Annotated in this window: 12 protein-coding genes and 1 pseudogene; 9 read left to right on the top strand and 4 right to left on the bottom strand. The window is 65.4% G+C overall.

What is annotated here, in order from left to right:
- Nucleotides 1-300 precede the first annotated feature (300 nt).
- From MB901379_RS18690 to MB901379_RS18660, 7 genes and pseudogenes are all read left to right on the top strand, one after another.
- A complete protein-coding gene (locus MB901379_RS18690; RefSeq protein WP_158017978.1) occupies nucleotides 301-1,521 on the top strand; it encodes a YncE family protein in 1,221 nt (406 codons plus the stop codon).
- A 138-nt stretch (nucleotides 1,522-1,659) separates the two neighbouring features.
- Nucleotides 1,660-3,291, top strand: coding sequence for a long-chain fatty acid--CoA ligase (locus MB901379_RS18685; protein ID WP_158017977.1), 1,632 nt, complete (start codon nucleotides 1,660-1,662; stop codon nucleotides 3,289-3,291).
- Between the two features lie 77 nt (nucleotides 3,292-3,368).
- Nucleotides 3,369-4,427 (top strand): NAD(P)H-dependent amine dehydrogenase family protein, encoded by a 1,059-nt coding sequence (locus MB901379_RS18680; RefSeq protein WP_158017976.1) that lies wholly within the window; start codon nucleotides 3,369-3,371, stop codon nucleotides 4,425-4,427.
- A 30-nt stretch (nucleotides 4,428-4,457) separates the two neighbouring features.
- A pseudogene (locus MB901379_RS24825) lies at nucleotides 4,458-4,609 on the top strand (formylglycine-generating enzyme family protein); the annotation flags it as partial.
- Between the two features lie 161 nt (nucleotides 4,610-4,770).
- Nucleotides 4,771-5,244 (top strand): SRPBCC family protein, encoded by a 474-nt coding sequence (locus MB901379_RS18670; RefSeq protein ID WP_158017975.1) that lies wholly within the window; start codon nucleotides 4,771-4,773, stop codon nucleotides 5,242-5,244.
- Between the two features lie 20 nt (nucleotides 5,245-5,264).
- Complete coding sequence (locus tag MB901379_RS18665; RefSeq protein ID WP_158017974.1) at nucleotides 5,265-6,134, top strand: class II glutamine amidotransferase; 870 nt, start codon at nucleotides 5,265-5,267, stop codon at nucleotides 6,132-6,134.
- A 33-nt stretch (nucleotides 6,135-6,167) separates the two neighbouring features.
- Nucleotides 6,168-7,037: a patatin-like phospholipase family protein gene (locus MB901379_RS18660; RefSeq protein WP_158017973.1), complete on the top strand. Its 870-nt coding sequence runs from the start codon at nucleotides 6,168-6,170 to the stop codon at nucleotides 7,035-7,037.
- On the opposite strand, the gene MB901379_RS18655 is transcribed toward MB901379_RS18660, so the two are convergent.
- Together MB901379_RS18655 and MB901379_RS18650 are read right to left on the bottom strand one after the other, a co-directional pair.
- Entirely contained in the window at nucleotides 7,038-8,117 is a 1,080-nt protein-coding gene (locus MB901379_RS18655; protein WP_158017972.1) for a patatin-like phospholipase family protein, read from the bottom strand.
- Between the two features lie 105 nt (nucleotides 8,118-8,222).
- Nucleotides 8,223-8,669 (bottom strand): lipoprotein LpqV, encoded by a 447-nt coding sequence (locus tag MB901379_RS18650; RefSeq protein WP_158017971.1) that lies wholly within the window; start codon nucleotides 8,667-8,669, stop codon nucleotides 8,223-8,225.
- A 124-nt stretch (nucleotides 8,670-8,793) separates the two neighbouring features.
- Here MB901379_RS18650 and MB901379_RS18645 point away from each other — a divergent pair, with 124 nt between their 5' ends.
- Entirely contained in the window at nucleotides 8,794-9,375 is a 582-nt protein-coding gene (locus MB901379_RS18645; protein ID WP_158019298.1) for a cysteine dioxygenase, read from the top strand.
- A complete protein-coding gene (locus MB901379_RS18640) occupies nucleotides 9,375-9,758 on the top strand; it encodes a rhodanese-like domain-containing protein (RefSeq protein ID WP_158017970.1) in 384 nt (127 codons plus the stop codon). The genes MB901379_RS18645 and MB901379_RS18640 overlap by 1 nt, the downstream gene beginning before the upstream one ends.
- On the opposite strand, the gene MB901379_RS18635 is transcribed toward MB901379_RS18640, so the two are convergent.
- Both MB901379_RS18635 and MB901379_RS18630 read right to left on the bottom strand, forming a co-directional pair.
- Nucleotides 9,755-11,533: an alpha/beta hydrolase gene (locus tag MB901379_RS18635; RefSeq protein WP_158017969.1), complete on the bottom strand. Its 1,779-nt coding sequence runs from the start codon at nucleotides 11,531-11,533 to the stop codon at nucleotides 9,755-9,757. The genes MB901379_RS18640 and MB901379_RS18635 overlap by 4 nt on opposite strands.
- Nucleotides 11,530-12,303: an enoyl-CoA hydratase gene (locus MB901379_RS18630; RefSeq protein ID WP_158017968.1), complete on the bottom strand. Its 774-nt coding sequence runs from the start codon at nucleotides 12,301-12,303 to the stop codon at nucleotides 11,530-11,532. The genes MB901379_RS18635 and MB901379_RS18630 overlap by 4 nt, the downstream gene beginning before the upstream one ends.
- Nucleotides 12,304-12,308: the final 5 nt, after the last annotated feature.

Raw genomic sequence — 12,308 nt, 5'->3', positions numbered from 1 at the left:
TAGGGCATAAGGCCTGGTAGGCAAGGCTTCAGCGGCTATTGAAAACGACCTGTGTAAATACTTGTGAATTTCAGTCTGAGTGCAGCCTGAGGCCGCCGGGTGACGTAGGTAACAGCAATGAAATTGAAATCTTTTGGCCCTGAATTTAGCGGCTAGACTCTTGCAGACGCAGTTGAACAGCGCCTTTTAGGTGCTGAAATCCGGTTAATCCGGGCGGACAGGATCGCACAGGGTCGTCGCGACACCGGTCGTCCGTGCGCAGGCTCCAAGACAGCTTCAAACAGCAAAGGCGGTGCCAACGTGAGCGATGCGAAAGTCCAGCGGGCCAGCAGGGCAGATCGCGATGGCGGGGAAGTCGAGGTCTTCGGGCTAGGAGCCGCGCCGCAGATTCCGGTCAGCGTCGAGATTCCCGTCAACGTCGAGATTCCGGTCGACAACGGGCCCATCGGGGACATCAAGCTAAGTTCCAACGGTGGTCGGCTGCTGGTGACCAACTACGGCGACAACAGTGTGTCAGTCATCGATACCGACACTTGCCGGGTCGTGGAGACCATCGCCGGTGTCAACGAACCCTACGCGATCGCGGTGAGCACAACCGAGGCCGATCGCGCATACATCAGCACCGTGTCACCGGCATATGACTCCATCGACGTCGTCGACACGTCCACCAACACCGTTGTCGCCAGCCACTCCCTGGCCTTCAGCGTCAGCGACCTGACGGTCAGCCCCGACGGAAAGTACATCTACGCGAGCCGCAATGGCGCGTGTCTGGCGGACCTCGCCGTCCTGGACACCACGACCGGTCGCGTCGAGGTCGTCGACATCGCGACCGCCCCGGGCATCACCACCGAATGCGTGCGCGTCAGCTCCGACGGCGGTCGCGTCTACGTCGCGACCAATGGGCCGTCCGGTGGCCGGCTCGTCGTGCTGGCAACCCGCGGACAGTCCGAAAAGAACCAGGGCCGTTCGGGCCGCACGCGGTGGCGTCGCCAGAACGTCAGGTACGCCAACCCCTCGCGCGGCAAGGATGGGCGGCTGGATCTGCGCGTTGTCGCGACCGTCGACATCGGTTCGTCGGTCCGCGACGTCGCGCTGAGCCCCGATGGCACCATCGCGTACGTCGCCAGCTGCGGCGCCGACTTCGGTGCGGTGCTCGACATCGTCGATACCCGCACCAACAAGATCACCGGCACCCGCAAGATCGAGGAGATCGGCGGACTGATCACCCGGCTAACCCTCAGCCGCAGTGGCGGGCGTGCCTACCTGGTCAGTGAGGACCGCGTCACGGTGCTCAGTTCGCTCACTCACGAAGTCATCGGCAGCGTCCGGTCCATCCAACCCTCTTGCGTGATCGAAAGTCTGGACGGCAACTACCTGTACATCGCCGACTACTCGGGCACGGTCACCATGACGTCGGTTGCCTCCACCGTGTCGGGTATCGAGGACGCCATGCACCACAGCGAGATCCCGACCGATTGGCTGGTGCCTGAGCTGCTGCAGTGCGAGCCCGCACTGGCCTAGCGAGATCACGCTCGGGCCGCTGTGGCCCGAGCTGACCATGGTTATGCGGGGGAACCCGTTTCTCACGGCCGCGGGCGGCGATAACATTCGCCCGACGAGGACGTGAGGCGGTTCCGGAACCCCTAAGGCGGTACATCGATGTACAGCACGATGCAGGACTTTCCGTTGACGATCACCGCGATCATGCGGCACGGTTGCGGTGTCCACGGCCAACGCCAGGTCATCACCGCTACCGGTGACGACTATCGCCACACCACCTACCGTGAAGTGGGACAACGTGCGGCCCAGCTGGCAAACGGTTTGCGTCGCCTCGGCGTGACCGGGGACCAGCGGGTGGCCACATTCATGTGGAACAACGCCGAGCATCTGGTGACCTATCTGGCCGTCCCGTCGATGGGCGCGGTGCTGCACACCCTCAACATCCGGTTGTTCGCCGAACAGATCGTGTACGTCGCCAGCGAAGCCGAGGACCGGGTGATCCTCGTTGACCTGTCGTTGGCCAAGCTGCTGGCACCGGTCCTGCCCGAGCTGGACACCGTGCACACCGTGATCGCGGTTGGGGACGGCGACACCGCGCCGCTCGAGGAGTCAGGCAAGGCCGTGCTGCGCTACGCCGAGGTGATCGACGGCGAGTCCACCGATTTCGATTGGCCGCAGATCGACGAGAAGTCCGCCGCCGCAATGTGCTACACGAGTGGTACCACCGGTAATCCCAAAGGCGTGGTGTACAGCCATCGTTCGAGCTTTCTGCACACGATGGCGACGTGCAGTACCAATGGGATCGGGGTGGGATCCAGCGATCGGGTGCTGCCGATCGTGCCGATGTTTCACGCCAACGGCTGGGGGCTGCCATATGCGGCCCTGATGGCCGGTGCCGACTTAGTGCTGCCCGATCGGCATCTGGACGCCCCTGCCCTGGTGCACATGGTCGAGCATCTGCGGCCCACGTTGGCCGGGGCGGTTCCGACCATCTGGAATGACGTCATGCACTACCTGGAGAAAAACCCGGGCCACGACGTGTCATCGTTGCGGCTGGTCGCCTGCGGCGGCTCGGCGGTACCCGAATCGCTGATGCGCACGTTCGAAACCAAGCACGGCGTCCAGATAAGGCAGCTGTGGGGTATGACGGAGACGTCGCCGATGGCCACCATGGCCTGGCCACCGCCGGGAACCCCCGACGATCAGCATTGGGCGATCCGGACGACCCAAGGGCAGCCGGTATGTGGAGTGGAAACCAGGATCGTCGATGACCACGGGGCGGTGCTGCCCAACGATGGCAACGCCGTGGGTGAGGTAGAAGTGCGCGGGCCGTGGATCACCGGCTCGTACTACCTGGGATATGACGAGTCCAAGTTCGACTCCGGGTGGTTGCGCACCGGCGATGTCGGCCGCATCGATGAGCGGGGGTTCATCACGCTGACCGACCGTGCCAAGGACGTCATCAAATCCGGTGGGGAATGGATCTCCTCGGTCGAGCTGGAGAACTGCCTAATTGGCCATCCCGACGTGGTCGAGGCCGCGGTGGTGGGCGTTCCCGACGAGCGCTGGCAGGAACGGCCGCTAGCTGTGGTCGTGCGTCGCGAGGGTGCCACGGTCAGTGCCGAGGATTTGCGAATATTCCTGGCGGACAAGGTTGTCCGTTGGTGGTTGCCGGAACGTTGGGCGTTCGCCGAGGAGATTCCCCGCACCAGCGTGGGCAAATACGACAAGAAGACCATCAGATCTCGCTACGCCGACAACCACTACCAGGTGACCGAGGTGCGGTTCTAGGCGCGAGCAGACACAGAATCGCATAGCCTCGGGTCGAAACGTGCGATTCTGTGTCTGCTCGCGAGGAAGGTGGGGTCATGGGCCTGCAAGTTGTCCAATGGGCGACGGGATCGGTCGGCGTAGCCGCCATCAAAGGCGTGCTACAGCATCCCGAGCTTGAACTCGTCGGTTGCTGGGTGCATTCCGAGGCCAAGAGCGGCCTCGACGTCGGCCAAATCGTCGGCACGGCACCGCTTGGCGTGATCGCGACCAACAGCATCGACGAGATCCTGGCGCTGGATGCCGACGCGGTGATCTACGCACCGTTGATGCCCAGCGTCGATGAGGTTGCGGCACTGTTGCATTCGGGCAAGAACGTTGTCAGCCCGCTGGGCTGGTTCTACCCCAGCGAGAAAGAAGCCGCACCGCTGGAAGTTGCCGCGCAGGCCGGCAACGCCACGCTACACGGTGCCGGCATCGGACCCGGCGCGGCCACCGAACTGTTCCCGCTGCTGCTATCGGTGATGTCCACCGGCGTGACTTTCGTTCGTTCCGAAGAGTTTTCCGATCTCCGCACATACGGGGCGCCCGACGTGCTGCGGTTTGTCATGGGATTCGGTGGTACCCCGGACAGCGCGCTCACCGGTCCGATGCAAAAACTGTTGGACGGTGGATTCATCCAATCGGTCCGGCTCTGCGTCGACCGGTTGGGCTTTGCCGCCGACCCGGAAATCCGAACCTCGCAAGAGGTGGCCATCGCGACCGCACCGATCGACTCACCGATCGGGGTGATCGAGCCGGGCCAGGTGGCTGGGCGCCGCTTCCACTGGGAGGCCATGGTTGGCGACAGGGTGGTGGTCGAGATCACTGTGAATTGGCTGATGGGTGAGGAAAACCTTGATCCAGCATGGTCTTTCGGCACCGCGGGAGAGCGCTACGAGATCGAGGTACGTGGCAATCCGGACACTGTCGTCACCATCAAGGGGTGGCAGCCGGAGAGCGTGGCGGCCGGACTGGACAGCAATCCGGGCATCGTCGCAACTGCGGCGCATTGCGTCAACGCGGTTCCCGCTACCTGCGCTGCTCCGCCCGGCATCCAAAGCTTTTTTGATCTGCCGCTCATCACCGGCCGGGCCTCGCCGGAGTTGTCGCGCTAACTTGGTTGCCGGTGGGTGCTCCCGATGCGGCAACAACCCCGGTTCCGGGTGCCGCGAAAGGTCGTCCAGGGTGGTCGTTTTTGTGCGTCGACAGCTATTGGCTGCGCTACCGACCCGCCGCACGCGGCCCGCAGCCGGTCGATACGGGCATGAGCCACATTGATTTTCGCTGCATAGCGCGCGACTGGCCGTGTCGCTCCGCCACCCCGGCGGACCATTACAGCGCGTATCGGCGAAGACTGCGTAGAGTCAATAGTCCGCCGATCACCTCACGGCCAACCCAACACAGCGAAGGGAGCAGGGGACCCGGGCCCATCCCACGGCACCGCCACCCCGACAACCAATGGCAGCACCAGTCGTCGTCGAGCAATCCCGCGTCGTGCCAATCGCCGTCGAAGAAGCGTTCCACGGTACGTTGCCCGTACCGCTGCCAGATATCTGCGGACACTGGTATGGGCCGATTCCGCCGATCAAGGAGGTTCGAGACCAGACCGGTGATTGGGGGGCCGTGGGCGAGAGCCGCACGCTGCTGATGGTCGGCGGTGGCAGCGTGCACGAAGAATTGACCACCGTGGAGCCGCCGCGGTTATTCGGTTACCGACTCACCGATATCAAGGGCCCAATGTCGGTGTTGGTCGGCTCGGTCACGGGCGCCTGGATTTTTGTCCCCATGGATGGCGGAACCCAGATCACCTGGCGCTGGACCATCCATCCGAAGTCGGCGCTGACCGCCCCCGCGTTGCCGGCGTTTGGCATGTTGTGGAAAGGCTATGCGCGCCGGGTACTGCAGAAACTGTCGACCATACTGACAGGCTGAATTTCGGTAACGTCGAGGCCATGTGTCGACTCTTTGGCCTGCACGCGGGAAAGGACGTCGTCACCGCGACCTTCTGGCTGCTGAATGCCCCCGATAACCTCGCCGCCCAGAGCAGGAGGAATCCGGACGGTACCGGGCTGGGTGTGTTCGACGACCGGGGACAACCCGAACTGCGTAAGCAACCGATTGCGGCTTGGCAGAACGCCGACTTCGCGACCGAAGCACACGATATGACCGGTACCACGTTCATCGCTCACGTGCGCTACGCGACGACCGGCTCACACAGCGTCCTCAACACCCATCCGTTCCTGCAGGATGATCGGATTTTTGCGCATAACGGCACGCTGGGCGATCTCGATGTGCTCGATGAGCGGCTTCGCGAGGTCGGTACCGCCAACCTGGTGCGGGGCCAGACGGACTCCGAGCGGGTGTTCGCGCTGATCACCGCATCGATCCGCACTCATGACGGCGACGTGTCGGCCGGTCTGATCGACGCTATGCAATGGCTCGCCGCACATGTGCCGATCTATGCGGTCAACGTTTTGCTGAGCACCGCCACCGAGATGTGGGCGTTGCGCTATCCGGAACCACACAACCTGTACGTCTTGGATCGTCGTAGTGCGCCGCCACCACGACGCGAATTCCACCTGCGCACCAAAAGGATTCGCGCGCGTTCCGAGTATCTGCGCGTACGGCCGTCGGTGGTGTTCGCCAGCGAGCCGATGGACGATGACCCGCGCTGGCGCCTGCTCGCCCCGGGCGAGCTGGTCCATGTTGACTCCGCGCTGCAGATCACCCGAAGCGTACCGCTGCCCGACCCACCCCGCCACCAGCTTCGGCGCCCCGATTTGCGTCCGGACGTCGAGCGGGCGCTGCACACTCGGGCATGAGCCGGCCACGGCCTGCTGGCACACTGGCTGGACGTGGCAACTAAGCGCGCACTGGTATTGGCCGGCGGAGGGCTTGCGGGAATCGCCTGGGAGACAGGCGTTCTGTGCGGCATCGCCGACGAATCACCGGCGGCCGCGCGGTTGCTGATGGACTCCGAGGTGCTGGTCGGGACGTCGGCCGGATCGGCCGTCGCCGCGCAGATTAGCAGCGGTTGCCCCCTGGACGTGCTGTTCGAGCGGCAGCTGGCCACGACCTCGGTGGAGATCGATCCCGGCGTCGATATCGATGCCATCACCGAACTCTTCCTGGCCGCCTTGCGGGAGCCGCGGGGCCAGGGCTGGGACGGGGCAACGGGGCGATTGCAGCGAATCGGTGGCGTGGCGCTGGCCACCGCAACCGTTCCTGAGTCCGTTCGCCGTGAGGTGATCGCCCAACGGCTGCCGTCACACCAATGGCCGGACCGGGAACTGCGGTTCATCGCGATCGATACCGCGACCGGTGAACTGGTGGTGTTCGGTCCCCACTCAGGCGTCGAGCTTGTCGACGCGGTGGCCGCCAGCTGCGCGGTGCCGGGAGCCTGGCCGCCGGTGACGATCGCCGGCCGCCGCTACATGGACGGCGGGGTAGCCAGCTCGGTTAACCTTGGCGCCGCCGGCGACTGTGACGTCGCCGTCGTCTTGGTGCCCGCCGACCCGCAAGCGCCCTCACCATTCGGCCCTGGCCCGGCTGCCGAAATCGCCGCATTTGCCGGCACTGCGTTCGCCGTGTTCGCTGACGAGGATTCGCTGGCGGCCTTTGGGCCCAACCCGCTGGATCCGGGCTGCCGCAGCGGCTCTGCGGCGGCCGGACGCGCCCAGGGCCGGCGCGAAGCAGCAGCCGTGGCAGCGTTTCTAGGGGTTTGATCAGCCCTCGACCGCCGGGGGTGCGGGTTGCTCGTCGACCTCGAGTGCGTCCAGCGCACGCGTGGCCAGCGCCCTACCCACCGCGATGACCTCCACCGCCCGGTGAAATTCCAGGCTACGGCAGGTTGAGCGCGGCACTTCGATCAGCAGGTCGGCCGGGTAGGCCGCGAGCGTATGCCGCGCCAGCGCGGACTGGGCGATGTCGATCGTGCGGTTCATCACCTCAAAGCTGCCCATTTTGGGGAGTCCGGGCGCGTAATTGGCGCCGTCCCGGTCCGGTGCGGGGACTTCGACCTCTTCGGGGATCTCTTCAGTCTCCGACCAGGGGTCCGGCTCCGGGGTCCCCGCGCCGAACCGACTCAGCACCGCCCGTGCCGTCGGCCGGTCGAGTAGTGACCGGGCGGCCGTCACGTCGAACAACGCAGAGGTGGTACGCACCATGCGGTTCAACCACTCGGCGGTGACACCCGGCTCGGTCTCGCGGACGGCGTCGCCCTCGCTGCCGTTGAGGCTCACCGCGATGGTCAGGTCAGCGCTCACCCCGGCCACCGGCGCCATCGGAAGCGGATCCAGAATGCCGCCGTCGGCGAGCAGCCGCCCGTCGACCTCGTGCGGCGCGATGATTCCCGGTATCGCGATGGATGCCCGGATGGCCTCATCAAGCGGGCCGCGCTGAAACCAGACCGACCTGCCCGCCAGCAGGTCGGTCGCCACCGCGGTATACGGGATGGGCAGTTGCTCGATGGTCACCGGGCCGAGGATCTCGCGCACCGCGTCCAAGATCTTTTCGGCGCGCAGCACCCCGGCTGAGGTGATCGACGGGTCCAGTAGCCGCAAAATAGTGCGCTGAGTCAGCGATCGTGCCCAGTCGCTGAACTCCTCGAGCCGCCCCGCCGCATGGAGGCCGCCGACCACCGCACCCATCGACGATCCGGAGATCCCGACGACCTCGTAGCCACGCTCACGCAGCGTCTGAATAACGCCGATGTGCGCGTAACCGCGGGCCCCGCCGCTGCCGAGCACCAACGCGACGCGTGTCGGCGATGATCCGCGCGTACGCACGGCGATTGGCCCGGACATAACGTTCATTCTGCGCGGGGATGCTGGCCGCGATCGACCCGGCCGGATGTTTTGTGCACTCTGATCCCAATTGCATGCCGCGCCCCCAGCGGCGCTGCGCGACCGCTATCCGCATTCGTTGTTGGCCGCGGCACGGGCCGCGACGATGACCGCCGCCTGACGCGGTGCCGAGAGCTGCGCCCACCGAATATTCCAGCTGCCGGCAACGCCGGATTCGGATGCCTGCACCATTGCCAGATACGGCTCGACGAGGGCCTGCCCGGTGGTGGGCTGAGTGTCCATCCACAGCTTTGCGGCATGGCAGGCCTGGAAATATTCCTCTTCGGTCGACTCCGCAGGGACGTCCACTTTTGTTGTCACCCCGGTCGGTGACACGCCCACCACACCTGGTGGCAGCGAACGAGACCCGGGCGGTGATTGTGTCGCTGACTTCGCCGACGACGACGCGGCCCGACCGTGGGCACCGTCCGGCGAGCAGCCCACGACGGCCGACACAGCGGCCGCGACAAGCAGCGATCCGCACAGCAGACCACGGGGACCGCGCCGACACATGGTGACAATTTATGCAACACTGTGTGCCGTGATGAAGTGCTTCGGATTTTTGGAGTGTTGTCGCGCCTAACGCGCCGCCGACCACCCCATCCGTTTCGCACCCTGGAGAATCCTTCCCGTGGCAATGCCCCTGTACCAGTCCACCGTCACGCCCGCACAAACGCTGACCGTCAACTCCCCGTCCCCCGGACCCACCCGGCTTCGCGTGCCCGACCTGCTGCGCGCCACCGACCAGGTTGCCGACGACGTTCTCAGCGGGCGTTGCGACCACCTGCTGCCGGAGGGCGGCGTGCCCGAGACCGAGCGCTGGTTCACCCGGGTGCACGGAGACGAGGAACTCGACATTTGGCTGATCAGCTGGGTTCCCGGCCACGCAACCGAACTGCACGATCACGGCGGCTCCCTGGGGGCGCTGACCGTGCTGTCCGGATCGCTCAATGAATTTCGCTGGGACGGTCGGCGGTTGCGGCGCCGACGCCTCGATGCGGGCGACCAGGCCGGTTTCCCGCTGGGTTGGGTGCACGACGTCGTCTGGGCGCCGCGCCAGGCCCCGGTCGTGGAACGGGCCGCCAGTTCACTGCCGCCGACACTGAGCGTGCACGCTTACTCACCGCCGCTGACGGCGATGTCGTACTACGAGGTCACCGAGCGCAACACGCTGCGCCGCCAGCGCACCGAATTGACCGACCAGCCGGAGGGGCCGTGATGAGCCGGATCGACCGAATACTGGATGACGCCCGAGCCCGGTATCGCCGCCTACCCGCTGACCGGGTGCCCGACGCGCTGCGGCGCGGAGCCCTGCTGGTCGATATCCGGCCGCAAGCCCAGCGGGCCCGGGAAGGGGAAGTGCCGGAAGCGTTGGTGATCGAACGCAACGTCTTGGAGTGGCGCTGTGACCCAACCAGCGATGCCCGGCTACCGCAGGCCGTCGATGACGACGTCGAGTGGGTGATCTTGTGCTCGGAGGGCTACACCTCCAGCCTCGCCGCGGCGGCGCTGCTAGACCTCGGCCTGCACCGGGCGACCGACGTCGTGGGCGGCTACCACGCGCTGTTGGCGGCCGGTGCGCTGGCCGAATTGAGCCGCTAGCCGCTGCTATCCGTCGAGCCGAGCGGCATCGCATTGGCGTGCAACAGCGGCCGTAGCCGTTCGGTCTTCTGCTGGGTCCAACCCGGCGGCGACAATACCGCCGCCCAGCCGTCGGCCGCGTTGGCGACGTAGCGGTGGCCATGCCCGTCGGGCACATCGACGGCAACCGCCATATCGGCGGTGACCTGTATGAACGTCACCACCGGAATCCAGCGGGTTTGGGGCAACACGTCGTAGCCGCGCGGTTCTCGCAGCCAGTCCGGCTCCTTGAACAGCAGGTTGGGAGTCCACCAGGCGATGGGGTCCGAGGCGTGCTGCAGATAGACGACCCGCGGCCGGCCCCAGGGCGCATGCGGGCGTTGCAGATCGCTTGGGCGGGCTACAAAGCGGACATCGGCACCGTCGTCGTAGATGGGCAGCCACTCGGGTGAACCGGCATCGCGATTGGTGGTCAGGCCGGTCCAGACGGTGTTGTTGAACGTCGGTCCGCTAAACAATGCGCCGTCGGTGCGGGCGAGAATGTTGTTGAGGTTCATAAACGGTGCCTCGCCGCCGAACGATCCCAGGCTCTCGCCGAATACGACAAGCTTGGGCCGTTGGAATTCCGGCATCTGCCGCACCAGCTCGTCGACCGCCTCGAACAGCGCCTCGCCGGCATGCCGGGCGTTTTCCTTGTCCACCAGGAAGGACAGCCAGCTGGGCAAGAACGAATATTGCATGCTTACGATCGCGGTGTTGCCGTTGTACATGTACTCCAGCGCAGCGGCTTCGGCCTCGTTGATCCAGCCGGTGCCGGTGGTGGTCGCGACCGCGACGACGGCGCGGTTCAGGCCGCCGGTGCGCTGCAGTTCGCGGGCCGCCAGCTGCGCGGTCGCCCTAATCCCGTCCGCGGAGTCTAGCCCCGCGTAGGCCCGTATTGGTTCGAGGGCCGGCGCGGCATTGAACGCGCTCAGTTCTGCCACAGTGGGGCCGGCCTCAACGAAGATTCGGCCCTGATGGCCCAGCGATTCCCAGGACACCAGGGACTCGGGGCCACCCGATCGCAGCCGGGTCTTGGGGGGCGCGGTGTCGGGATTCATTTCGTTGTTGACCGCGGCAAAGGTGCCGTTTAGCGAGTTCATCGCGAATTTGAGCACCACACCGTTGAGCAGTGTGATCGTCAACACCACCAGCAGGACCACCACAATGGTTGCCGAGACGCGGAACGGCGCGATCCGGTCCACCTGCCGCACCAGGAAGGTGACCAGCCAGCGGACGAACTTGCCGACCTCCACCAGGGCGAAGAGCACCACCAGCGAAACGGTCGCGGCCAGTGGGTAGTCGTACCAGTGCAGGTGCTCAACGCCCATCAGGTCACGGACGTCGTCTTGCCAGACGTGGAACCAGATCGCCATCAAGACCATGCCCACCGCACCGATCGCGATCAGCGGCAGCCACACCCACCGCGGCGGTGGCGGGCTGGAATTCTGCGAGCGCATGTAGCGGACCAGCCAGACGGCGAAGACGCCCAAGCCATAACCAATCGCACCGGAGATGCCGCTGACCAGTCCTTGAAACAGAGCACCGCGTGGCAGCAGCGACGGCGTCATCGAGAACCACACGAAGATCAAGCCGACCGAGGACCCGAAGAAAGTGTAGTGCCGAATCCACCACGCGTTGCGGACCGCTTGCGGTGCAGCGGATTCCGGGCCAGCCGAAGCGTCAGCCGGTTCGTCGGCGGTAGGTGCTGGTTGGTCGCCGGCTTCGGTGCTGGTTGCGGAATCCACTTCGCTCATCGATGTGTGAAGTTAGGCGGGCGTTTCTCGATAAATGCTGCCATACCTTCGGCTTGATCGGCGGTCGCGAAACTGGAGTGGATGAGTCGACGTTCGTAGAGCAACCCTTCGGTCAGAGTCGATTCGAAGGCTCGGTTGACGGCCTCTTTGGCCATCCGGGCCGCCGACCTTGACATCTGGGAAATCGTGGCAGCGACGGCCTTGGCCTCGGTCAGCAGGTCGTCGGCGGGCACCACACGCGATACCAGGCCACTGCGCTCCGCTTCGGCGGCATCGATGGTGCGCCCGGTGAGGATGAGATCCATGGCCTTGGCCTTGCCGATTGCCCTGGTCAACCGCTGCGACCCACCCATCCCGGGCAGCACACCGAGTTTGATCTCGGGTTGGCCGAATTTCGCGGTATCGGCGGCGATGATGAGGTCGCACATCATCGCCACTTCGCAACCACCGCCGAGAGCGTATCCGGCCACCGCGGCGATGGTCGGGGTGCGAACCGCAGCGAGCTTGCCCCAGGCGGCGAAAAAGTCGGTATCGAACGCTTCGGAAAACGTCAGATCCGCCATCTCCTTGATGTCTGCACCGGCGGCAAACGCCTTGGCCGAGCCGGTGATGATGATCGCGCCGATGCCGGAGTCGTTGTCCAGATCGGTTGCGGCGTCGGTGACTTCGGTCATCACCTGGCTGTTGAGCGCGTTTAGGGCCCGTGGCCGGTTCAGCGTGATGATGCCGACGCGCTGATCGCGCTCGACCAGGATGGTTTGGTAACCCATGGCTT

This window comes from Mycobacterium basiliense (assembly GCF_900292015.1).
Classification (GTDB): domain Bacteria; phylum Actinomycetota; class Actinomycetes; order Mycobacteriales; family Mycobacteriaceae; genus Mycobacterium; species Mycobacterium basiliense.
The sequence above is the reverse complement of the archived record's forward strand: the minus strand, read 5'-3'. Positions and strand labels throughout refer to the sequence as shown.

What these genes read in the sequence shown, in the direction of transcription:
- MB901379_RS18685 (WP_158017977.1), top strand. Translation starts at nt 1,660, where the DNA reads ATGTACAGCACGATGCAGGACTTTCCGTTGACGATCACCGCGATCATG.
- MB901379_RS18680 (WP_158017976.1), top strand. Translation starts at nt 3,369, where the DNA reads ATGGGCCTGCAAGTTGTCCAATGGGCGACGGGATCGGTCGGCGTAGCC.
- MB901379_RS18670 (WP_158017975.1), top strand. Translation starts at nt 4,771, where the DNA reads ATGGCAGCACCAGTCGTCGTCGAGCAATCCCGCGTCGTGCCAATCGCC.
- MB901379_RS18665 (WP_158017974.1), top strand. Translation starts at nt 5,265, where the DNA reads ATGTGTCGACTCTTTGGCCTGCACGCGGGAAAGGACGTCGTCACCGCG.
- MB901379_RS18655 (WP_158017972.1), bottom strand. Translation starts at nt 8,117, where the DNA reads ATGTCCGGGCCAATCGCCGTGCGTACGCGCGGATCATCGCCGACACGC.
- MB901379_RS18650 (WP_158017971.1), bottom strand. Translation starts at nt 8,669, where the DNA reads ATGTGTCGGCGCGGTCCCCGTGGTCTGCTGTGCGGATCGCTGCTTGTC.
- MB901379_RS18645 (WP_158019298.1), top strand. Translation starts at nt 8,794, where the DNA reads ATGCCCCTGTACCAGTCCACCGTCACGCCCGCACAAACGCTGACCGTC.
- MB901379_RS18640 (WP_158017970.1), top strand. Translation starts at nt 9,375, where the DNA reads ATGAGCCGGATCGACCGAATACTGGATGACGCCCGAGCCCGGTATCGC.
- MB901379_RS18635 (WP_158017969.1), bottom strand. Translation starts at nt 11,533, where the DNA reads ATGAGCGAAGTGGATTCCGCAACCAGCACCGAAGCCGGCGACCAACCA.
- MB901379_RS18630 (WP_158017968.1), bottom strand. Translation starts at nt 12,303, where the DNA reads ATGGGTTACCAAACCATCCTGGTCGAGCGCGATCAGCGCGTCGGCATC.